Source organism: Streptomyces gamaensis (genome assembly GCF_042656465.1).
Lineage (GTDB): Bacteria > Actinomycetota > Actinomycetes > Streptomycetales > Streptomycetaceae > Streptomyces > Streptomyces gamaensis.
In genome coordinates this window covers 83,186-103,552 of the sequence record NZ_JBHSPB010000023.1, presented here as the reverse complement: position 1 = coordinate 103,552, position 20,367 = coordinate 83,186, and the positions used below count along the sequence as shown (strand labels likewise).

The 20,367-nt window shown below is 72.3% G+C and carries 20 protein-coding genes; 12 read left to right on the top strand and 8 right to left on the bottom strand.

The features are described from left to right. From sucB to ACFP1Z_RS28450, 3 genes are all read left to right on the top strand, one after another. The coding region (gene sucB / locus ACFP1Z_RS28460; protein ID WP_390320537.1) for a 2-oxoglutarate dehydrogenase, E2 component, dihydrolipoamide succinyltransferase at window positions 1-1,086 on the top strand (1,086 nt) is incomplete at its 5' end. 194 nt (window positions 1,087-1,280) lie between these two features. After that, window positions 1,281-1,904 carry a GntR family transcriptional regulator gene (locus tag ACFP1Z_RS28455; protein WP_390320536.1) on the top strand — a complete coding sequence of 208 codons (624 nt, stop codon included), beginning with the start codon at window positions 1,281-1,283 and terminating at the stop codon, window positions 1,902-1,904. A gap of 282 nt (window positions 1,905-2,186) precedes the next feature. Beyond that, a complete protein-coding gene (locus ACFP1Z_RS28450; RefSeq protein ID WP_390320535.1) occupies window positions 2,187-3,182 on the top strand; it encodes a helix-turn-helix transcriptional regulator in 996 nt (331 codons plus the stop codon). Between the two features lie 70 nt (window positions 3,183-3,252). On the opposite strand, the gene ACFP1Z_RS28445 is transcribed toward ACFP1Z_RS28450, so the two are convergent. Then, a complete protein-coding gene (locus ACFP1Z_RS28445) occupies window positions 3,253-4,188 on the bottom strand; it encodes an SDR family oxidoreductase (RefSeq protein ID WP_390320534.1) in 936 nt (311 codons plus the stop codon). A gap of 206 nt (window positions 4,189-4,394) precedes the next feature. On the opposite strand from ACFP1Z_RS28445, the gene ACFP1Z_RS28440 reads away from it, so the two are divergent. From ACFP1Z_RS28440 to ACFP1Z_RS28430, 3 genes are all read left to right on the top strand, one after another. Beyond that, window positions 4,395-4,913 carry a DUF4240 domain-containing protein gene (locus ACFP1Z_RS28440; RefSeq protein ID WP_390320533.1) on the top strand — a complete coding sequence of 173 codons (519 nt, stop codon included), beginning with the start codon at window positions 4,395-4,397 and terminating at the stop codon, window positions 4,911-4,913. Between the two features lie 43 nt (window positions 4,914-4,956). Beyond that, complete coding sequence (locus tag ACFP1Z_RS28435) at window positions 4,957-5,856, top strand: TIGR01777 family oxidoreductase (protein ID WP_390320532.1); 900 nt, start codon at window positions 4,957-4,959, stop codon at window positions 5,854-5,856. A 175-nt stretch (window positions 5,857-6,031) separates the two neighbouring features. Then, on the top strand, window positions 6,032-7,357 hold the full coding sequence (locus ACFP1Z_RS28430; RefSeq protein ID WP_390320531.1) for an NAD(P)/FAD-dependent oxidoreductase: 1,326 nt from the start codon (window positions 6,032-6,034) through the stop codon (window positions 7,355-7,357). Between the two features lie 112 nt (window positions 7,358-7,469). Here ACFP1Z_RS28430 and ACFP1Z_RS28425 read toward each other — a convergent pair whose 3' ends face one another. Continuing rightward, entirely contained in the window at window positions 7,470-8,912 is a 1,443-nt protein-coding gene (locus ACFP1Z_RS28425; protein WP_390320530.1) for a regulator, read from the bottom strand. A 436-nt stretch (window positions 8,913-9,348) separates the two neighbouring features. Between ACFP1Z_RS28425 and lipB the strand changes: the two genes are divergently transcribed. The 4 genes from lipB (at window position 9,349) to ACFP1Z_RS28405 (ending at window position 12,458) form a co-directional block, all read left to right on the top strand. Next, on the top strand, window positions 9,349-10,131 hold the full coding sequence (gene lipB, locus ACFP1Z_RS28420) for a lipoyl(octanoyl) transferase LipB (protein WP_390320529.1): 783 nt from the start codon (window positions 9,349-9,351) through the stop codon (window positions 10,129-10,131). A gap of 124 nt (window positions 10,132-10,255) precedes the next feature. Further along, a complete protein-coding gene (gene lipA / locus ACFP1Z_RS28415) occupies window positions 10,256-11,224 on the top strand; it encodes a lipoyl synthase (RefSeq protein WP_390320528.1) in 969 nt (322 codons plus the stop codon). A 276-nt stretch (window positions 11,225-11,500) separates the two neighbouring features. Further along, window positions 11,501-11,761: a hypothetical protein gene (locus ACFP1Z_RS28410; protein ID WP_390320527.1), complete on the top strand. Its 261-nt coding sequence runs from the start codon at window positions 11,501-11,503 to the stop codon at window positions 11,759-11,761. 10 nt (window positions 11,762-11,771) lie between these two features. Beyond that, on the top strand, window positions 11,772-12,458 hold the full coding sequence (locus ACFP1Z_RS28405) for a DUF4191 domain-containing protein (protein ID WP_390320526.1): 687 nt from the start codon (window positions 11,772-11,774) through the stop codon (window positions 12,456-12,458). A 118-nt stretch (window positions 12,459-12,576) separates the two neighbouring features. Here ACFP1Z_RS28405 and ACFP1Z_RS28400 read toward each other — a convergent pair whose 3' ends face one another. Continuing rightward, window positions 12,577-13,047 carry an RDD family protein gene (locus ACFP1Z_RS28400; RefSeq protein ID WP_390320525.1) on the bottom strand — a complete coding sequence of 157 codons (471 nt, stop codon included), beginning with the start codon at window positions 13,045-13,047 and terminating at the stop codon, window positions 12,577-12,579. A 248-nt stretch (window positions 13,048-13,295) separates the two neighbouring features. Between ACFP1Z_RS28400 and glnA the strand changes: the two genes are divergently transcribed. Next, complete coding sequence (glnA, locus tag ACFP1Z_RS28395) at window positions 13,296-14,705, top strand: type I glutamate--ammonia ligase (protein ID WP_390320524.1); 1,410 nt, start codon at window positions 13,296-13,298, stop codon at window positions 14,703-14,705. 70 nt (window positions 14,706-14,775) lie between these two features. Here the strand turns inward: glnA and ACFP1Z_RS28390 are convergent, their stop codons facing one another. Genes ACFP1Z_RS28390 through ACFP1Z_RS28380 form a run of 3 tightly spaced genes read right to left on the bottom strand, consistent with a single transcriptional unit; the run spans window position 14,776 to window position 18,317 of the window. After that, complete coding sequence (locus tag ACFP1Z_RS28390) at window positions 14,776-15,627, bottom strand: geranyl diphosphate 2-C-methyltransferase (protein WP_390320523.1); 852 nt, start codon at window positions 15,625-15,627, stop codon at window positions 14,776-14,778. A gap of 40 nt (window positions 15,628-15,667) precedes the next feature. Then, window positions 15,668-16,855 (bottom strand): family 2 encapsulin nanocompartment cargo protein terpene cyclase, encoded by a 1,188-nt coding sequence (locus tag ACFP1Z_RS28385; protein ID WP_390320522.1) that lies wholly within the window; start codon window positions 16,853-16,855, stop codon window positions 15,668-15,670. A 37-nt stretch (window positions 16,856-16,892) separates the two neighbouring features. Further along, the gene (locus tag ACFP1Z_RS28380; protein ID WP_390320520.1) at window positions 16,893-18,317 is read right to left on the bottom strand and encodes a family 2B encapsulin nanocompartment shell protein; all 1,425 of its coding nucleotides are present in this window, start codon (window positions 18,315-18,317) and stop codon (window positions 16,893-16,895) included. 212 nt (window positions 18,318-18,529) lie between these two features. On the opposite strand from ACFP1Z_RS28380, the gene ACFP1Z_RS28375 reads away from it, so the two are divergent. Then, window positions 18,530-19,084 carry a Uma2 family endonuclease gene (locus tag ACFP1Z_RS28375; protein ID WP_390320519.1) on the top strand — a complete coding sequence of 185 codons (555 nt, stop codon included), beginning with the start codon at window positions 18,530-18,532 and terminating at the stop codon, window positions 19,082-19,084. Between the two features lie 13 nt (window positions 19,085-19,097). Here the strand turns inward: ACFP1Z_RS28375 and ACFP1Z_RS28370 are convergent, their stop codons facing one another. Beyond that, complete coding sequence (locus ACFP1Z_RS28370) at window positions 19,098-19,853, bottom strand: SDR family oxidoreductase (protein WP_390320518.1); 756 nt, start codon at window positions 19,851-19,853, stop codon at window positions 19,098-19,100. Window positions 19,854-20,017: 164 nt separating this feature from the next. Further along, entirely contained in the window at window positions 20,018-20,314 is a 297-nt protein-coding gene (locus tag ACFP1Z_RS28365) for a hypothetical protein (protein WP_390320517.1), read from the bottom strand. Window positions 20,315-20,367 lie beyond the last annotated feature (53 nt).

Here is a 20,367-nt window from a genome sequence, read left to right as displayed (position 1 = left end):
CCGGCTGCGGCCGCCGCTCCGGCGCCCGCCCCGGCTCCGGCTCCGGCGCCTGCCCCGGCGCCCGCCCCGGCTCCGGCTCCGGCGCCCGCCCCGGCCCCCGCTCCGGTGGCCCCGGCCGCTCCGGCCGCGCCCGTCTCCCCGGCGGCGCCCGCCACCGACGGCGCGTACGTCACGCCGCTGGTGCGCAAGCTCGCCTCCGAGCAGGGCGTGAACCTGGCGACCGTCCAGGGCACCGGCGTCGGCGGCCGTATCCGCAAGCAGGACGTCCTGGCCGCCGCCGAGGCCGCCAAGGCCGCCGCGCCGGCTCCGGCCGCCGCCCCGGCCGCCGCTGCCGCGAAGGCCCCGGCCGTCGAGGCGTCCCCGCTGCGCGGCCAGACGGTCAAGATGCCGCGCATGCGCAAGGTCATCGCCGACAACATGATGAAGGCGCTGCACGGCCAGGCGCAGCTCAGCTCCGTGGTCGAGGTGGACATCACCAAGATCATGCGGATGCGCGGCAAGGCCAAGGACGGCTTCGCCGCCCGCGAGGGCGTCAAGCTCTCCCCGATGCCGTTCTTCGTCAAGGCCGCCGTCCAGGCGCTGAAGGCCCACCCGGTCATCAACGCCCGGATCAACGAGGACGAGGGCACCATCAGCTACTTCGACTCCGAGAACGTCGGCATCGCCGTCGACTCGGAGAAGGGTCTGATGACCCCGGTCATCAAGGGCGCGGGCGACCTCAACATCGCCGGTATCGCCAAGAAGACCGCGGAGCTGGCCGGCAAGGTCCGCAGCGGCAAGATCAGCCCGGACGAGATGTCCGGCGCGACCTTCACGATCAGCAACACCGGCTCGCGCGGTGCGCTGTTCGACACGGTCATCGTGCCGCCGAACCAGGTCGCCATCCTCGGCATCGGCGCCACCGTCAAGCGCCCGGTGGTCATCAACCACCCGGAGCTCGGCGAGACCATCGCGGTGCGCGACATGACCTACCTGACGCTGTCCTACGACCACCGTCTGGTGGACGGCGCCGACGCCGCCCGCTACCTGACCACGGTCAAGCAGCTGCTGGAGGCCGCCGAGTTCGAGGCCGAGATCGGTCTGTGAGCCCGGCCCTGCCGTGAGCGGGGGCGCGGCCCCGGTTTTCGTGAAACGCCTGCGAAAGGCGCGTACGGGAACCGGGGCCGCGCCCTTTTCCGTTCCCCGCCCCGGGAAGGGGAAGAAATACTGTGTCACTCCGGGAACCTCCCCCGGACATCCGTGCCCGGCCGCCCGCCGGCCGAGGCCCACAAGGAGCACCCATGGCCACACCCGTCGTGCACTCGCTGCGCGAGCAGATCCGCGAGCACATCCTCGAAGGGATCATCGGCGGGCGCTGGCAGCCGGGCGAGCGCATCGTCGAGCGGCGCATCGCCGCCGAACTCGCGGTCAGCCAGACGCCGGTCCGCGAGGCGCTGCGCGAGCTGGAGTCGCTGCGGCTGATCGAGTCCTCGCCCAACAAGGGCGTGCGGGTCCGGGCGCTGACCGCCACGGACCTCAAGGAGAGCTATCCCGTACGGGCCGGCCTGGAGCAGGTGGCGGCCGAACTCGCCGCGCCCGTACTGGCCGAGGACACCTCGGCGCTGGAGCCGGAGCTGACCGCGCTGTACGCGGCGGACCGGGCCGGCGACGGGGAGGCCCAGGTGCGGCACACGGTCGCCTTCCACCGCGAGATCGTCAAGGCGGCGGGCAACTCGGTGCTGCTGCACACCTGGGAGTCGCTGGGTATCGAGGTGTGGACGACGCTCTCGATCCGCTGGCTGAGCCCGAAGCCCCGGGCGCACGCGGAGGACCACGCGGAGATCGTCGCGGCGTTCCGGCGGCGCGACCCGCGCATCGGGGAGCTGCTGCGGACGCACGTGCTGAGCTGCGCGCCGCAGATCTGAGCCGGCCCGGCGCGGGGTTCCCGGAATTTTCCCCCGGGGATTTCCCGGAACGGATTGATCGATCATCGATCAGGGGCGTATCGTCTCCGCAGGGGGCGAAAGCGCCCCACCCTTTCCGGTTCTGCCGGTGAGCGGCCCGCCGTGCCGCCCTGTCCTGTGTCACGGCGAGCCGCAGGCCGAGGTCAGGACCCTGTGCGTCCGCCATTGCCCTGACCGGTCGCACGGGGTCCTGCTCGTGCTGCCCGGACCGCGTTGTCACTCCCCTTCTGCATCATGGAGGGCATGCGCGCGGCCCGGCTGATCACTTTGGTGCTGCTGCTCCAGTCCCGCCCGTCGATGACGGGTGCCGAGCTGGCGCGGCGGCTGGAGGTCTCGGAGCGCACCGTCGCCCGGGACGTCCTCGCCCTGTCCGAGGCGGGCATCCCCGTCGTCGCCGACCGGGGCCGCTCCGGCGGCTACCGGCTGCTCGGCGGCTACCGCACCCGGCTGACCGGGCTGGGGCGCACGGAGGCCGAGGCGCTGTTCCTGTCCGGGGTGCCGTCCGCGCTGCGGGAGATGGGGCTGGCCGACGCGGCCTCCGCGGCCCGGCTGAAGATCTCCGCGGCGCTCCTGCCCGAGCTGAGCGACGCCCCCACGAGCGCGGCCCAGCGCTTCCACCTGGACGCGCCCGGCTGGTGGCAGGAGGCGCAGCCGCCCCCGCTGCTGCCCTCCGTCGCGGAGGCGGTGTGGGACGACCGCAGGCTGACCGTCCGCTACCGGCGGCGCGGCAGCGACGAGGTCGAGCGGCGGCTGGAGCCGTACGGGCTCGTCCTCAAGGGCGGCATCTGGTATCTGGCGGCGCGCGCCGAGGGGGACTTCCGGGTCTACCGGGTGGACCGGTTCACTGCGGTCGCGCTCGACGGGGAGCGCTTCGAGCGGGACGCCGGCTTCGACCTGCCGTCGTTCTGGGAGGAACGGGCCGCGCAGTTCGCGCGCTCCCTCCTGCGCGAGCGCGTCGAACTGCGGCTGACGGCCGAGGGGGTGGCGTGGCTGCCGCGGGTGACGGACCGTACGGCCGCCGCCGAGGCCCTCGCGGCGGCCTCGCCTCCCGACGCGGCCGGCCGCGTCACCCTGACCCTGGCCGTCGAGTCCCAGGAGGTCGCGTACGCGCAGCTGCTGGGGCTGGGACCGGAGGCGGAGGTGCTGGGCCCGCCGGAACTGCGCGAGCGCTTCGCGGAGACGGCGGCGCGGTGGGGGGAGCTGTACGGGACTGCTGCCCCTCCCGGCCCCCTCCCGTAACCGGGGCTCCGCCCCGGACCCCGTATCGCGGCTGCGCCGCTCGTCCTCAATCGCCGGACAGGCTTGATTTCTACCGGTACTCCTCCGCCGTACCGTCCTTCCCCCCGAACACCACCTCCTCGAAGTACGCGTCGCAGTCCGGCCGTGACCCGTCCACATCCGTGAAGCCGTACACCTTCGCGAGCTCACCGCTGCTGAGCGAACGGCCCGTGAACCGCCCCCGCTCCGGGTCGGCCGCCAGATGTGCCACCCCCCGCCCGAGGAACGCCGGCGACTCCGCGATCGCGAAGTGCGGCTCCTTGGCCACCGCGTCCCGCCAGTTGGCCTCCGTGACCCCGAAGTGGTCGAGCATCTCCTCCGAGCGCAGGAAACCGGGTGTCAGGGCCACGGCCGTGCCCCCGTACTCCTTGAGCTCCTCGGAGAGCCCGAACGCCATCCGGATGGGAGCGTTCTTCGCGAGGTCGAAGAAGAGGTTCTCGCGGTAGCGGCGGTTGGAGGCGGCCGTCCCGTCGGTCACCTCGACGACCAGTCCCCCGGGCCGCCGGATCAGCAGCGGCAGCAGGCAGTGGCTCGTGACGGCGTGCGACTCGATGCCGAGCCGCAGCATGCGCAGCCCCTTGGCCAGATCCGTCTGCCACGTCTTCTTGCCGAACTCGATGAGACGGTCGCCGCCCCAGCAGCTGTTGACGAGCACGTCGAGCCGTCCCCGCTCCCTCTCGACGCGCTCGGCCAGCGCGCGCACCTGCTCGGGCACGAGATGGTCGGTGGGCACCGCGATCCCGGTGCCGCCGGCCGCGGTCACCAGTTCCGCGGTCTCCTCGACGGTCTCGGCGCGGCCCACTTCGCTGCGGTGCCCCCGCGTCGTACGGCCGGTGACGTAGACGACGGCCCCGGCCTCGCCGAGCGCCACGGCGATGGCGCGGCTCGCGCCCCGGGTCGCCCCCGCGACGAGGGCCACCCTGTCCTTGAGCGCCCCGGCGGTTCCGTCCGTCGGCCGAATCCCCATGACTGCCACACCCTTTCCCGCGGTCCGTGCCGGTGGTCGCCGGCACGGCTGTCGTCCCTGCGGAGCGCGACTCTGCCACCCAATCCAGACATCTTCCGTCCTGTATCGCGGGTCACCTCCCGACGCGCGCGGCGCCGCGATAACGAGACGGCCGCATCCGCTCCGCTCCACGTGCGTGGCGGGGGCGGCTGCCCGATGCTGGTGGCGTGGACGAGACGGAGTTCTGGGAACTGATCGACACCACGCGCGAGTCGGCCGACGGCGACGCCGAGGAGCAGGCCGACCTTCTGGTCGAGAGGCTCACGCAGCTCGACCCCGAGCGCGTGGTGGACTTCGCCCGGCACTTCGAGGCGCGCTACAACCGGGCGTATCTGTGGGATCTGTGGGGGGCGGCCGCCGTGCTGCTCGACGGGGCCAGCGACGACGTCTTCGACTGTTTCCGCTGCTGGCTGATCGGCCAGGGCCGGCACGTCTTCGAGGGCGCGGTGCACGAGGCGGACCGGCTCGCCGAGCTGCTGGAGGACTTCGACGACGAGGTGGACGGCGACGGCGAGGACCTGGGGTACGCGGCCGACGAGGCGTACGAGCGGCTGACGGGCGCCGAGCTGCCGGACCTCGGGCTGCCGAGCCCGCCGCCCGAGCCGGTGGGCACCCCGTTCGACCTGGAGGACGAGGGCGTTCTGGCGGAACGGTTCCCCGCCCTGTGGGACCGGTTCCGGCAGTGAGACCGCGGCACCGGGCGGCAGCGGCGAGGCGAGGAACGGTCCCATGCGCGTAGCGATCACCGGCTCGACCGGGCTCATCGGCACGGCGCTCACCGCGTCCCTGACGGCGGACGGGCACGAGGTGGTGCGCCTGGTACGCCGCGCGCCCCGGGCACGCGACGAGATCCGCTGGGATCCCGGGGCGGGCCGGGTGGACGCCGGAGGGCTCGCCGGCTGCGGGGCCGTGGTGCACCTGGCCGGGGCGCCGATCGGAGCGCGGCGCTGGACGGCGGCGTACAAGAAGGAGCTGCGCGACAGCCGGGTGCTGGGCACGGGGGCGCTCGCGCGCACTGTGGCTGCCCTGGACCCGCCGCCGCGCGTGCTGGTCAGCGGCAGCGGGGTGGGCTACTACGGCGACACCGGGGACCGGCCGGCCGACGAGGGCTCGCCCGCCGGGCAGGGCTTCCTGCCCGGCCTGTGCCAGGAGTGGGAGGCCGCCGCGGAGCCCGCCGCGCGGGCGGGCGTACGGACCGTACTGGCGCGCACGGGGCTCGTGGTGGCGCACCACGGGGGCGCGTTCGGCAGACTGCTCACGCTGTTCTCGCTGGGCCTGGGCGGGCGGCTCGGGGACGGCGGCCAGTACTGGAGCTTCATCGGGCTGCGGGACATGGTGGCCGCGCTGCGCTGGGCCGTCGACGCCGAGCGGCTGTCGGGGCCGGTGAACTTCACCGCCCCGCACCCGCTGACCAACCGTGAGGCCACGAAGGTGCTGGGGCAGGTGCTGAAACGGCCGACACCGCTGCCCGTGCCCGCGCCCGTACTGCGGCTGGTGCTGGGCGAGATGGCCACCAGCGTGCTCACCAGTCAGCGGGTGCTGCCCCGGCAACTCCTCGACTCGGGGTTCGAGTTCACGTGCCCGTACTTCGACAGCGCCGTACGCGCGGCGCTGTCGGACACACGCTGACCACGGACCGAGCTTCAACTGCCCGTCCCGTGCGACCGTCGTGCGACCGTGCTCTGTCCGTGCGCGACTGTTATTGACCGAAATTCTCTCTACGGTCGAGGCAAATCGCGCTTTGCCGAAGCCGGTTGAGGGCATCAGGCCCCCGAGCGAGCGGACCGACCCCCAGGGAGGGCACGTGCTCAGCAGCGCACGCCACAGCGCACACGAGGCCGACGTCGTCATCGTGGGAGCCGGCCTCGCCGGGCTCTCGGCGGCGCACCGGCTCACTGCCGCCGGGGTGCGGGTCGCCGTCCTGGAGACCGCGCCCCGGCCCGGCGGCCGGATGGCGACCGACCGGATCGACGGCTTCCGGCTCGACCGCACGGCCCAGCTGCTCAACACCGCCTTCCCCGAGCTGCTGCGCACCCCCGGCCTGGACACCCTCGCGCTGCGCCCGTTCACCCCCGGCGTCCTCGTCCACGCGGAGGGGCGCACCCAGCGCACCGGCGAACCCCGGGGCGGCAAGCGGGCGTTCACCACCGCCCGGGCCCTGGCCACGGCCGCCCGCGCGCCACGCACCGGCGGCCTCGACCAGGCCCGGCTCACCGGCGCCCTGACCCGGCTGGCGGCGCTGCCCGCGCACCGGGTGCTCTCCCGGCCCGACCGGCCCACCGCCGCCACCCTCATGGGGCGCGGCCTGCCGGCCCGTACGGTCGAGGGGTTCCTGCGCCCGCTGCTCCAGTCGCTGCTGTGCGACCCGGAGCTGACCACCTCCAGCCGCTGCGCCGACCTGGTGCTGCGGGGCTACGCGCGCGGCCGGCTGTGCCTGCCGGCCGGGGGCGCGGACACGGTTCCGGCGCTGCTCGCCGGGGCGCTGCCGCCCGGCACGGTCCGTACGGGGGTGCGCGTCCACGCGGCCTGCACCACGTCCGTGAGCACCGTCGAGCACGGCGAGATCCGCTGCCGCTCGGTCGTCGTGGCCACCGGCGCCCGCGCCGCCGCCGAGCTGATCCCCGGGCTGCGGCTGCCGGACTTCCACCCCGTGACCGTGCTGCACCACACCGCCCCCGAGGCGCCCTTGCGCGAGGCCTCCCTCATCCTCGCCGCCGGCCGCCGCGGGCCCGTCGCGCACACCACCGTCGCCAGCGAGGTCGACCCGTCCCGGGCCCCCGAGGGCCGCCCCCTGATCACCTCCACGGTCCTCGGCGCCGCGGCCGGCCTGCCGACCGCCGAGCTCGACCGGGCCGCCCGGGCCCAACTCGCCCGGATCTACGGCACGTCCACGGCCGGCTGGGAGCTGCTGTCCGCCCACCACGACCCGGACGCGGTGCCCGCCATGCCGGCCCCGCACGACGTACGCCGCCCGGTGCGGCTGCTGTCGGGGCTGTATGTGTGCGGCGACCACCGCGACACGAGCACGGTGGAGGGCGCCCTCTTCTCCGGCCGGCGCGCGGCACTGGCGGTCCTGCGCGACCTGGGCATCCGCGCCCCGGAGACGGCGGAGACCCTGCGGGCGGCGTAACGGGCGTACGGACGCGACCCGTTGGCGGACACGGCTGAACGGCCCCTCGGCGAAGGGCCGTCAGGACAACCCCGGTGGGGGGAAGCGGAACGCCGCCACCCCCCATCGGGGTTCACAGCATCGCGGTCTTCTCCCGGTATCCGCGCACGGCGGCCGCGTCCCGGTAGGGCTCCAGCCGGCGCTCGAAGTCCCGGACGTACTCCAGGGCCCGCACCGAGCGCATCTCGGCGGCCGCCTGCGCCGCCTCCGCGCCCAGCGCGCACGCCTGCTCCAGCTCGCCGAGCCCCAGCCGCGCCGTGGCCAGCACGACCCGGCAGAACAGCCGGCTGCGCGCGTACGCCGGGCTGCGCAGCTGGAGCGAGCGCTCCGCGTGCTGCGCGGCCGCCCGGTACTGCTGGAGATCGCGGTGGCAGTGCCCGAACTCGTCGGCCAGCTGCGCCTCGTCGAAGAACCGCGCCCAGTACGGCACATCGTCCCCCGACCGCGCGCTCTCCAGCGCCCGCTCCGCCCGCGCCAGCGAGGCCGAGCAGGCCCGCACCTCGCCGAGCACCCCGTGCCCGCGCGCCTCGACCGCGTGCAGCAGCGACTGCACCACGGGCGGGGCGCCCGAGCCGACGCCCTGCTGGGCCACCCGGGCCAGCTGCACCGCCTCCCGGCCGTGCCCGAGATACACCGCCTGTCGGCTCATGGTCACCAGCACATAGCTGCCGTAGGAGCGGTCACCGGCGGCCTGGGCCAGCCGCAGCGCCTGCACGAAGTAGCGCTGGGCGAGCCCGTGGGCGGCGATGTCGTACGACGTCCACCCGGCGAGCCGGGTCAGGTCCGCGACGGCCGCGAACAGCCGCCGCCCCGTCGCCTCCCCGTAGGTGCCGCGCAGCATCGGCTCGGCCTCGTGCTCCAGATAGCGCACCAGGGCCTGCCGGGCGTGCCCGCCGCCGTACGCGTGGTCCAGCGTGCGGAACAGCTCGCCCACCGAGCGCAGCGCCGCGATGTCGCCCATCGAGACCCGGCCGCCCGGGCCCCGCTCGACGCCGCGCTGCCGGGGCGCGCCGCCGCGCCCCTGGGCGGGCACCCGGGTGCCGCCCTCGCCCGCGGGAGCGCCGCGCGCCACCCGCTCGTCCGCCCGCCCGATCAGCCAGTCGCGGCTCGGCACCACGAGCCCGGCCGGGGTGAAGGCGATCTTGCGGAGTTCGGTGTGGCTGCCGGAGTCCTTGCGCCACAGCCCGCTGACGATGTCAATGGCCTCCTCGGGGGACGCGGCGAATTCCAGCCCGGCGTAGACCGGGGCGCACGCGTCCAGACCGAGGTCCTGCGCGGACAGCCGCCGCCCGAGCCGCCGGGTGAAGACCTCGGCGATCAGCGCGGGCGTGGTGCCCCGCGGCTGCTGGCCGCGCAGCCAGCGGGTGACGGAGGTCTTGTCGTAGCGCAGGTCGAGGCCGTGCTCCAGCCCTAACTGATCGACTCGCCGCGCCAGCCCTGCGTTGGAGAAGCCCGCCTCGGCAATCAGCGCGGCGAGCTGACGGTTGGGAATGCGCTGCGGGGGTCGTTCCGTCATCTGGCTGCCGGTCTCCCTGATCGCGTTCTCGAAACGGCGTGAATGTAGCGGCCGCAGACGCCCCGATCGCTCCCTTCGCCCCGCATTCATCCGATCGTGTGAGGACAGATCAAATAGGCCCGGAGCGCCGCCGGAACTGCCTCCGGCCGGGGCGAGCGCCCTGGTGAGCGGGCGGCGGACCGCGCGGCCGGCTCCGGCCGGCCGCCGCGGAAGCTCTCCGTCCGCCGGGATCGCGCCCGGAACGTCCCCGAAAGCAGCGCTTCGCACCGCCCCGGAACGCTCTCATCCGGCCATCGGCGGCCCGCCCGGCGGCCGCCTGCCGGGCGTCGGGCGCACGGCCGTACAGTGGCAAGGGCGTGTGAAGACGCGCGGAGCGTTCTCCGGAGCGCGCGAGAAGCACCCACACAAGCAAGCAAAGTTCGAAAAAGGGGCTGCCGTGAGTGAGCTGCGCTTCGTCCGCCTGGGCCTCGGGCCGGACGCCGTCGACTACCAGGAGGCCTGGCAGGAGCAGCGCCGGGTGCACGCGGCCCGTTTCGCGGACGAGATCCCGGACACCTGCCTGCTGCTGGAGCACCCGCCCGTCTACACCGCCGGACGGCGCACCGCGGACAGCGAGCGCCCCCTGGACGGCACCCCCGTCGTCGACGTGGACCGCGGCGGCAAGATCACCTGGCATGGTCCGGGCCAGCTCGTCGGCTACCCGATCCTGAAGCTGCCGCGCCCGGTGGACGTCATCGCGCACGTCCGCCGCCTGGAGGAGGCCCTGATCCGGGCGTGCGCCGAGTTCGGCGTGGAGACCACCCGCGTCGAGGGGCGCAGCGGGGTGTGGGTCCTCGGGGACCCCGTCGAGCAGCGGCCGGCGCTCGGCGGCCTGGACCTGGACTTCGACCCCCGGCTCACCGACGAGGAGTTCGACCCGCGCCTGAACGGCCCGGAGTACGCGCCCTCCAACGCCGGCCAGCGCCGCGAGGACCGCAAGCTCGCCGCGATCGGCATCCGTATCGCCAAGGGCGTCACGATGCACGGCTTCGCCCTCAACTGTGACCCGGACAACACCTGGTTCGACCGCATCGTGCCCTGCGGCATCCGCGACGCCGGGGTGACCTCGCTCTCCAACGAGCTGGGCCGGCGGGTGGGCGTGGCCGAGGTCCTGCCCGTGGTGGAGAAGCACCTGCGGGAGGTCCTGGAGTCCGCGGTGCCGCTGCCGCGCGCGGTGTGAAGCGGCGCGGTCGCCGTACGGGGAATGCGCCCAGGACCTCCTGGGGTTCTACGGGCGGAAGAACACACGAACGAACGGGCGTACCCTGGTGTGCGCCGAAGAATCGAAGCCTAGGGAGCCGGACGTGTCCGCTGTAGCACCCGACGGACGCAAGTTGCTGCGCTTGGAGGTCCGGAACGCCCAGACCCCCATCGAGCGCAAGCCCGAGTGGATCAAGACCCGGGCGAAGATGGGTCCCGAGTACACCGAGCTGCAGGGCCTGGTGAAGCGGGAGGGACTGCACACCGTCTGCCAGGAGGCGGGCTGTCCCAACATCTACGAGTGCTGGGAGGACCGCGAGGCGACGTTCCTCATCGGCGGCGACCAGTGCACCCGGCGCTGCGACTTCTGCCAGATCGACACCGGCAAGCCCCAGGCGCTGGACCGTGACGAGCCGCGCCGCGTGGGCGAGTCCGTGGTCACCATGGACCTGAACTACGCGACCATCACCGGCGTCGCCCGCGACGACCTGCCCGACGGCGGCGCCTGGCTGTACGCGGAGACCGTGCGCCAGATCCACGAGCAGACCGCCGGCCGCGAGGGCGGCCGTACCAAGGTCGAGCTGCTGGCCCCCGACTTCAACGCGGTGCCCGAGCAGCTCGCCGAGGTCTTCGCCTCCCGCCCCGAGGTCTTCGCGCACAACGTCGAGACCGTGCCGCGGATCTTCCGCCGCATCCGCCCCGGCTTCCGCTACGAGCGCTCGCTGGAGGTCATCACCAAGGCCCGCGAGTTCGGCCTGGTGACGAAGTCCAACCTGATCCTGGGCATGGGCGAGACCCGCGAGGAGATCAGCGAGGCGCTGGCGCAGCTGCACGCGGCGGGCTGCGAGCTGGTCACCATCACCCAGTACCTGCGCCCGTCCGTCCGGCACCACCCGGTGGAGCGCTGGGTCAAGCCGCAGGAGTTCGTGGAGCTCAAGCAGGAGGCCGAGGAGATCGGCTTCGCCGGGGTCATGTCCGGTCCGCTGGTGCGCTCCTCGTACCGGGCCGGCCGCCTCTACCAGCAGGCGATCGAGAAGCGCGGCGAGGCGGTCGTCTCGCGCCAGGCGGTCTGACGCACCCGCGTGCGGTACCGCGACGACGCGGCCCGCATCGCCCCAACGACTCGGGACTGAGCCCGAGTTGCCCTTGGGGACGATGCGGGCCGCGTCAACGTTTCATAGGTGTTTGACCGCCTGGTCATCCATTGGTAACACCGTTGAGTGACCATAGGAGCACGCACAGCAGTACGACGTTCGGTTGTACGAAGCCTACGGATACGAACCCTACGGAACCGTCCGACCAACCCCCCGCCGCCCCGTCACACACTCCGCTCCCGAGGGGAAACCGACATGCAGGCCGCGTCCGCCTCCGCAGCAACGGCGCCCGCCATCCGTGCCGCCTCCGCACTGCCCGCGACCCTCTCCGTACGGCCGCCGTCCCTGCGGGACGCCCTGCGCGCCCTGGAGATGGTGCTGCTGCGCACCGGCCATCGCACCGCCCGGCGCAACGCCTGGATCGCCGTCCTGGAGGACCGGCGCCGGGCCAAGGACCGCCGCGAGGCCCAGCACCTGCTGGAGGCCGTGGCCGCCCCGGGTCCGCAGGCCACGTAAACTTCGCCATATGGCGAGGAAGGAAACATCCGAGAACAACCCCGGGCGGCTGAAGCAGATCGCCCTGACCTACAAGATGACCAAGAAGGTCGATCCGAAGGTCGGTCTCGTCGTCGCGGCTGTGGGGATCGTCACCTTCGGCGTCCTCCTCGCGATCGGCTTCTGGATCGACCACCCGGTCTACCTGGGCATCCTGGGCTTCCTGCTGGCCTTCCTCGCGATGGCGATCGTCTTCGGCCGCCGCGCCGAGCACGCCGCCTTCGGGCAGCTGGAGGGTCAGCCGGGCGCCGCCGCCGCGGTGCTGGAGAACGTCGGCCGCGGCTGGACCACGACCCCCGCGGTCGCGATGAACCGCAGCCAGGACGTCGTGCACCGGGCCGTCGGCAAGGCCGGCATCGTGCTCGTCGCGGAGGGCAACCCCAACCGCGTCAAGAGCCTGCTGGCCGCCGAGAAGAAGCGCATGGCCCGCATCGTCGCGGACGTCCCCGTGCACGACATCGTCGTCGGCGACGGCGAGGGCCAGGTGCCGATCAAGAAGCTGCGCACCACGCTGCTCAAGCTGCCCCGGGTGCTGCCGGGCGCGCAGGTCACGACGGTCAACGACCGGCTGCGCGCGCTGGGCGACCTCATGAGCAACATGCCCGTCCCGAAGGGGCCGCTGCCCGGCAAGGGCATGCGGATGCCGAAGGGGCGCTGAGCGGGCGGATCACCACCGCACAACGGGCGAGGGCGGGGCGGAACCACTTCGGTTCCGCCCCGCCCTCGCCCGTTCCCGGACCTTCGGACCTCTCGGTCCCCCGGACTCCTCGGAGCTCTCAGATCCGCACCTGCACGGCCCCGGAGAGCCGGTCGTGCAGGCCCCGGCCGTCGCGGTCCCAGACGACCGCCGGGATGACGACCGCGAGCAGCACGCTGCGCAGCACCACGCGCGGCAGCGAGAGCCGGCCGCCGCCGTCCACGGCGACGACCCGCAGCCCGAGCAGCCGCTTGCCGGGCGTGAAGCCGACGGTGCCGACCGTGAGCACACTGAGCACGACAAAGATCAACAGGGCCCAGTTGCCCGCCCGTTGAGGTTCACCCCGCGCCAGGAAGGCGTAGGCGATGAGCATGCACAGCGCCCAGTCGACGAAGACCGCCACGATCCGGCGGCCGACCGGTGCCACCGAACCGGGGCCGCTCCCGGGCAGCCCGAGGCGCTGTCCCCGGTACCCGAAGTCGATGCCCATCTCCTCGGCGGCCGCGCGCGGGCCGGAGAGCCACGATCCGATTGCTTGCCTGTTGTCCACCCGTCAACGGTACTGCGACGGGAGACGATCACCACGGGCCGGGTGGCGGCGCGTACGGGCCGTACGCACGCGTTTCTCCCCCGGCACGCTGTCGTCGCGGGCGCCACCCGGTTAACCTCGGCGAAACGAATGGGTCATGCTGGAGAAACCCCTTCTCTCTAGGGTCGGCGACAGCGCGCCGCCCCGCTCCATGGATCGCGCCACCGAAACAACCCCGACCGCGCGGCGTTCGGGCTAGGAGGAGTTGGATGTTCCAGAACGGCGACGACGCCAAGAAGTTCATCGCGGACGAGGACGTCAAGTTCGTCGACGTCCGCTTCTGCGACCTGCCTGGCGTGATGCAGCACTTCACGATCCCGGCGGCGGCGTTCGACCCGGGCGAGGAGCTCGCCTTCGACGGTTCGTCGATCCGTGGCTTCCAGGCCATCCACGAGTCCGACATGGCGCTGCGCGCGGACCTGTCGACGGCCCGCCTCGACCCGTTCCGCCGCGACAAGACGCTGAACATCAACTTCTTCATCCACGACCCGATCACGGGCGAGCAGTACAGCCGCGACCCGCGCAACATCGCCAAGAAGGCCGAGGCGTACCTCGCCTCCACCGGCATCGCCGACACCGCCTTCTTCGGCCCCGAGGCCGAGTTCTACGTCTTCGACAACGTGCGCTTCGAGACCACCGCCAACCGCTCGGTCTACGAGATCGACTCCGAGGCCGGCGCGTGGAACACCGGCGCCGTCGAGGACAACCGCGGTTACAAGGTCCGTTACAAGGGCGGCTACTTCCCGGCCCCGCCGGTCGACCACTTCGCCGACCTGCGCGCGGAGATCTCCCTGGAGCTGGAGAAGTCCGGCCTGGAGGTCGAGCGCCAGCACCACGAGGTCGGCACCGCCGGCCAGGCCGAGATCAACTACAAGTTCAACACCCTGCTCGCCGCCGCCGACGACCTGATGCTCTTCAAGTACATCGTGAAGAACGTCGCCTGGCGCAACGGCAAGACCGCCACGTTCATGCCGAAGCCGATCTTCGGTGACAACGGCTCCGGCATGCACGTCCACCAGTCGCTGTGGAACGGGGGCGAGCCCCTCTTCTACGACGAGCAGGGCTACGCGGGCCTGTCCGACACCGCCCGCTACTACATCGGCGGCATCCTCAAGCACGCCCCGTCGCTGCTGGCCTTCACCAACCCGACGGTGAACTCCTACCACCGCCTGGTCCCCGGCTTCGAGGCCCCGGTCAACCTGGTCTACTCGCAGCGCAACCGCTCCGCCGCCATGCGCATCCCGATCACCGGTGCCAACCCCAAGGCCAAGCGCGTGGAGTTCCGCGCCCCGGACCCGTCCTCCAACCCCTACCTGGCCTTCTCGGCCCTCCTCCTGGCCGGCCTCGACGGCATCAAGAACAAGATCGAGCCCGCCGAGCCGATCGACAAGGACCTCTACGAACTCGCCCCCGACGAGCACGCGAACGTCCCCCAGGTCCCCACGTCCCTCCCGGCCGTCCTCGACGCCCTTGAGGCCGACAACGAGTACCTCCAGGCGGGCGGCGTCTTCACCGCCGACCTGATCGAGACCTGGATCGACTACAAGCGCACGAACGAGATCGCGCCGATGCAGCTGCGGCCGCACCCGCACGAGTTCGAGCTGTACTTCGACATCTAGAACCGGTGGTCCGGTGAGTGCTGAGCCCCCGCCGCTGTCCGTTGGACAGCGGCGGGGGCTCAGCGCGCGTTCAGATGCGGTCGGCGGCGATGAGGAGGTAGTGGAAGCTGCCTTCCTTGTAGGCGGTGAGGAAGGGGTCCTCGACGCCGGTGGCGAGGGAGGACTGTGCGCGCAGTTCCCAGTAGGGGATGGCGGCGGGGGTGAGGTCGACGACGTTCATGGGGACGAGGCCGTTGGCGGCCATGGCCTTGAAGTAGTGGCTGCGGGGGTGGATGTTGCAGGTGTAGTGCTCGTCGATGCGGCTGACGGCCTTGGAGCGGCCGCCGGTGACGTCGTTGGAGCAGCCGGTGATGACGGTGTAGCGGCCGCCGAAGGCGAGCTGGCGGGCGTGTTCGGCGAACAGCTCGTGGAGGTCGACGTACATGGTGGACTCGTTGTTCCAGACCGCCTGGAAGGCTGCGGTGGGCAGGCCGGTGTCGAGCATGTTGCGGAAGTGGTAGCGGACCCGGTCGTCGACGCCGCGTTTGCGGGCCTGGCCGTTGGCGAAGTCGACCTGGGCGCGGGAGATGGAGACGCCGTCCACCTGGCAGCCGAAGCGGGCGTTGGCCATGATGCTGGTGCCGCCGCGGCCGCAGCCGGCGTCGAGGAGCCGGTGCTCGGGGCTGACGGGGCCGAGGTGGTCGAGGAGGACGTCGGCCTGGGCGGACTCCAGGCGGTGGAGTTCGGCGATGACGCGGGCGTCGCGGGTGGCGGCGGGGCCTTCGAGGACGGCGGGGTCGTAGTCGCCGAGTCCGTAGTGGTGGTGGTAGAGGCCGTCGACGTCGCCCAGCCGCAGGTTGACCGGGTCCTTCTCGTTGTTCCAGTACTCCGCGACCGACTTCTGGTACGCGGTACGCAGGACGGGGGCAGGGGCGGTCGTCATGGGGGGAGCTCCTTGCAACTTACAGGGGGAAAGGGAAGGTTCAGCCGTTGTAGCGGGGGCTGCCCGCGTGCCACGCGCGGTTGCCGCCGAGCCAGGCCCACACCCCCGCGAGGAAGCGGCGCAGCTGCGGCGAACCGGTGAGGGAGAGGGCCGCCGCCTCCGTCTCGAAGGCGCGCACCAGCTCGTCGTGGATCTCCACGCTCCGCTCGACGGCCTCGCGCGGCGAGCAGCGTTCCTCCGCGGCGACCACACCGGGCAGGTTGAACTCCACGCCGGAGGAGTGGTGTTCCTTGGCCATCGAGTACAGGTCGTTGACGAGCGTGGCGGCCGTGGAGGCCATCGTCACGGCACGGCGCACCCGCGGATCGCCGTACTCGGCGGCGGGCAGCGCGTAGCCGCCCACGACGTCGGTCATCGCGACGCACGGGAGGAAGCTGTTGATCTGGCGGTGCGCCAGGTACTCCCAGACCTCGGGGGTACGGCCCTGGGAGCGCCAGGAGCCCTCCTGGCCGTAGCCCACGAACAGGACGGCCACCTCGTGGTGCAGCCGGGCCAGTTGATCCGGTTCCGCGTAGCGGGCCAGGTGCGTGAAGCCGGAGCGCAGCGCCACCCGTACCGGGTCCTCGCGCATCGCCCGCTCCACCGCTCGGGCGTGGCGGAGCGGGGGATGCGTGGGGTCGACGGCCGCGTAGGCGAGGCCGAGGTGCGCGCCGAGCAGGGCGGGCGCGGATCCCATCGTCTCGTCGTCGCAGTAGTAGTCGTCCGTGGCCCACTCCGCGAGCGCGCACTTGCCCGCCGCGAGCAGCCGGTCGGGGTCGTCGGTGTCGGGGTGGGCCAGCATCATCAGGCGCCCGAAATCGGCCGCGCGGACGCGGTCGAGCCGCCCCGCGTACAGGCCGATGCCCTCGGCCCACGCCACCAGGCGGGCGTTGACCTCCTCGCCGAGGGCGCGGTCGTCGCGGAGGGCGGGCGGGCAGTACAGCTCCGGGACACCGGCGGCGCCTCCGCCCGCGACGGCCGTCCCCCGCCTGCCGATACGGGCGGCGGAGGTGCCCAGCCCCGTCGGGCCCGCCGGAAGGGCCGGGCCTTTGGAGCGGGCGGCGGTCGTGGGCAGTTCCGCCGGCGCGGCGGTGCGGACGGCGCCCTGGTGCGGGGAGAGCAGCGTGGCCACGAGCCGCGCCACGTCGTGCCGGGCGGCGGGCGCGGTCATCCGGGACAGCAACGACACCGGTTCTTCTCCTTGTGTTCTCGGGGTGCCGTGCCCGTCAGGACGGCGTGCCGAAGACCTCGACGTTCTCCAGGACACCGAGCGCGTCCGGCACGAGGACGGCCGCCGAGTGGTAGGTGCTCACCAGATAGGAGATGACGGCCTGCTCGTTGATGCCCATGAACCGTACGTTCAGGCCCGGTTCGTACTCGTCCGGGATCCCTGTCTGCCGCAGGCCGACCACCCCCTGCGCGTCCTCGCCCAGCCGCATCGCGAGGATCGAGGACGTGCCCTGCTCCGAGACGGGGATCTTGCCGCAGGGGAGGATGGGCACACCACGCCAGGCGGGCACGGCGTGGCCGTCGACGTCGGCGCTGTCGAGGGCCAGCCCCCGCTTGTTGCACTCGCGGCCGAGGGCGGCGACCGCCTTGGGGTGCGCGAAGAACGCCTTCGTCCCGCGCCGCATGCTCAGCAGCTCGTCCAGGTCGTCCGGGGTGGGCGGGCCGGAGTGCGTGGAGATGCGCTGGCTGTAGTCGGCGTTGTGCAGCAGCCCGAACTCGGGGTTGTTGACCAGCTCGTGCTCCTGGCGCTCGCGCAGCGCCTCGACGGTCAGCCGCAGCTGCTGCTCGACCTGGTCCATCGGGTCGTTGTAGAGGTCGGCGACCCGGCTGTGCACCCGCAGGATCGTCTGCGCCACGCTCAACTCGTACTCGCGCGGTGCGAGTTCGTAGTCGACGAAGGTGCCGGGCAGTACGGGCTCGCCGGTGTGGCCGGCGGCGAGCGCGATGTCGGCCTCGCCCTTCTTGTTGCGCGGCCGGGCCAGGTCGGCCTGCCGCCGGCGTATGTGGGCCCGCAGCTCCCCGTGCCGCGCGGCCACGTGCTCGTACGCGGCGCGGGGCAGCGTCAGTACGGTGCAGGCGGTCAGGGCGCGGGCCGTGAACTCCCACGTGCCCGGCTCCTCGGCGAGCGCCTGCCCGCCGAGGAAGGCGCCGTCGGTCAGCATGCCGCGCCGGTCCGACCCGCCGTACGCGCCGTCCCGGAGCTTCTCCACCTTGCCGTGCGCGAGCAGGACGACACGGTCCACGGGCTGCCCGGCCTGCGCGATGACCTCGCCCGGCCCGTACTCCTGCTGCTCGCAGCGCCCGGCCAGCGCCCGCAGCGCGTCGACGCCGTCGAAGCCGCGCAGCAGCGGCAGTTCGCCCAGCTCCGCCGGGACGACCCGGACCCCGGCACCCTCCTGCACGAAGGTCACCCGGCCGTCCCCGACCTCGTACACCAGCCGCCGGTTGACCCGGTACGTACCGCCCTTGACCTCCACCCACGGCAGCGTCCGCAGCAGCCACCGCGAGCTGATGCCCTGCATCTGCGGCACGCTCTTGGTGGTCGTCGCCAGGTTCCGCGCGGCGGCGATCCCCAGGCTGAGCTGCGCCCGGCCCGCGCTGTACTGGGGCCGCTCCGGCTGCTGGGGCACTGCGGTCGACATCCGGGTCCTCTCGTCCAGTGATCGTCCAGTGACGTGCGTCATGGGGGAGCCCGGCAGGGGCCTGATCGACCCGGCCGGGAGCTCCGCCGCGCAAGTGAAGCAGCGTCAGATGATCTTGGTCAAAACGACGGACCCCACCACCTGCGGAAGCGGTGACGGGGTCCGGTGCCGACGAGTGGATACGCTGGCCGGGCCATCCCTTGGAGGACACCGTGCCCCTTGACCCCCAGCGCCTCGCGCTGCTCACAGAGGCTCAGCGGATCGCGCCCAAGGGCGTGAAGGTCGAGTACACCGACGGCGTCATCATCATGCAGACAGCGCCGGCAGGGATCCACCAACGCAATCTGTTCCACGTTCGTCGGCAGTTCGACGCGCACCGCCCGGACGGCTGCATGCCGACCGAGAACACGGACCTGAAATCCCCCGACGCGGCCAAGCTCCGCAATCCGGACCTCACTTATCTGCCCGAAGAGGTCATGGAGAGCGAGGGCAACACGGCACCGGCCGACCTCGCCCTCATCGCCGTGGAGATCGTCTCGCCCTCCAACCCGGAGAACGACTGGGTGGGCAAGCTCCGGGACTACGCCGTGATGCGCATCCCGCTCTACCTCGTCGTGGATGCCCGCGATTCCACGGTGACGCTGTTCTCCGAGCCGAACCACGACCGCTACCACACCCGCACCGACCGGAAGTTCGGGGAGAGCATCCACATCCCCGAGCCCTTCGGGTTCGGCCTGGACCTCTCCCGGCTGCACCCGTACACCTGAACGCTGCCGCCGTTCAGCGGGTGGTGTAACCGCCGTTGATGAACAACGTCTGCCCGTTGAGCCACCAGCCGTCCGTGAGCAGGAACTTCACATACGGCACGATGTCCTCGATCTTCGTCAACTCCCCGTTCATCGAGGAGGACTTGTGGTACGCGACGGAGTCGTCGGTCTCGGCCGGGTAGAAGAAGGAGGTGTCCATCGGGCCGGGGGCGATGTTGTTGACCGAGATGTCGCGGCCGAACAGTTCCTTGGACAGGGCGCGGGTGAAGTGCTCGACGGGTGCCTTGCTGCCGGCGTAGACGGAGTACAGGCCGGTGTAGGCGGCGAGCAGTGAGGTCACGATCGTGATGATCTTGCCGCCGTCCTCCAGGCGCTTGGCGGCCTCGCGCATCATGAAGTACGCCGCCTTCGTATTGACGGCGAACATCTTGTCGAACTCTTCCTCGGTCGTCTCGGTCATCGGCTTCTTGATGACCATGCCGGCGGTGTTGACCATGCAGTCGACCTTGCCGAACGCCGCGACGGCGGCGTCGAAGAGGGCCTCCACCTCGGCGACCTTGCTGAGGTCGCCCTGGTGCGTGATGGCGTCGCCGCCGAGCTTCTTCACCTCGGCGGCGGTCCGCTCGGCCTTGTCGCGTGAGGAGTCGCTGTTGTAGTGCACGACGACCTTGGCGCCGTCCTCGGCGCACTGCTTGGCGATGAGGCTGCCGAGGTTCTTCGAGGCGCCCCCGATCACGACGACCTTGTCCTTGAGCGTGCGAGTGGGCATGTCCCTCTCCTCAGGCATGCGGCAGTGCGACGTACCGATTGCGTCATTGCTCACGGTATGAGGAGAGACGGCGCTCCGCATGTGGAGGGCGGTGCTCCACGCGCACGGACGGGACGGGACCGGGGTGCCGCCCCCCGTACGGGCGGGACGGCACCCGGCGGCCGTCAGCCCTCGGCGTCGCGGATGAGGACACGCACCATGCGGCAGGTGGCGTCGGAGGGCGGGCGCACGCCGATCTGCTCGGCCACGGCCCGGATCCGGCGGTTGGTCGCCTGCCGGGGGCGGTACGCGCCGGAGTGCAGGAGCGCGATCGCCAGGCGCATGGCCTTCAGCCGGCGGTTGTGCGCCTCGTACCACGCGCGGGGGCGCCCGGCGGGCAGGCGCCGCTTGGGCAGGGTGAGGAAACTGGGGAGGCCGGGAAAAGCGGATATATCCGGTACGGGTGTCGCGGCCACTGCCATCGGCGTCCTCCTGGGAATACGGGTCTGCGGCATGCGGGTCTGCCCGGGTCGCG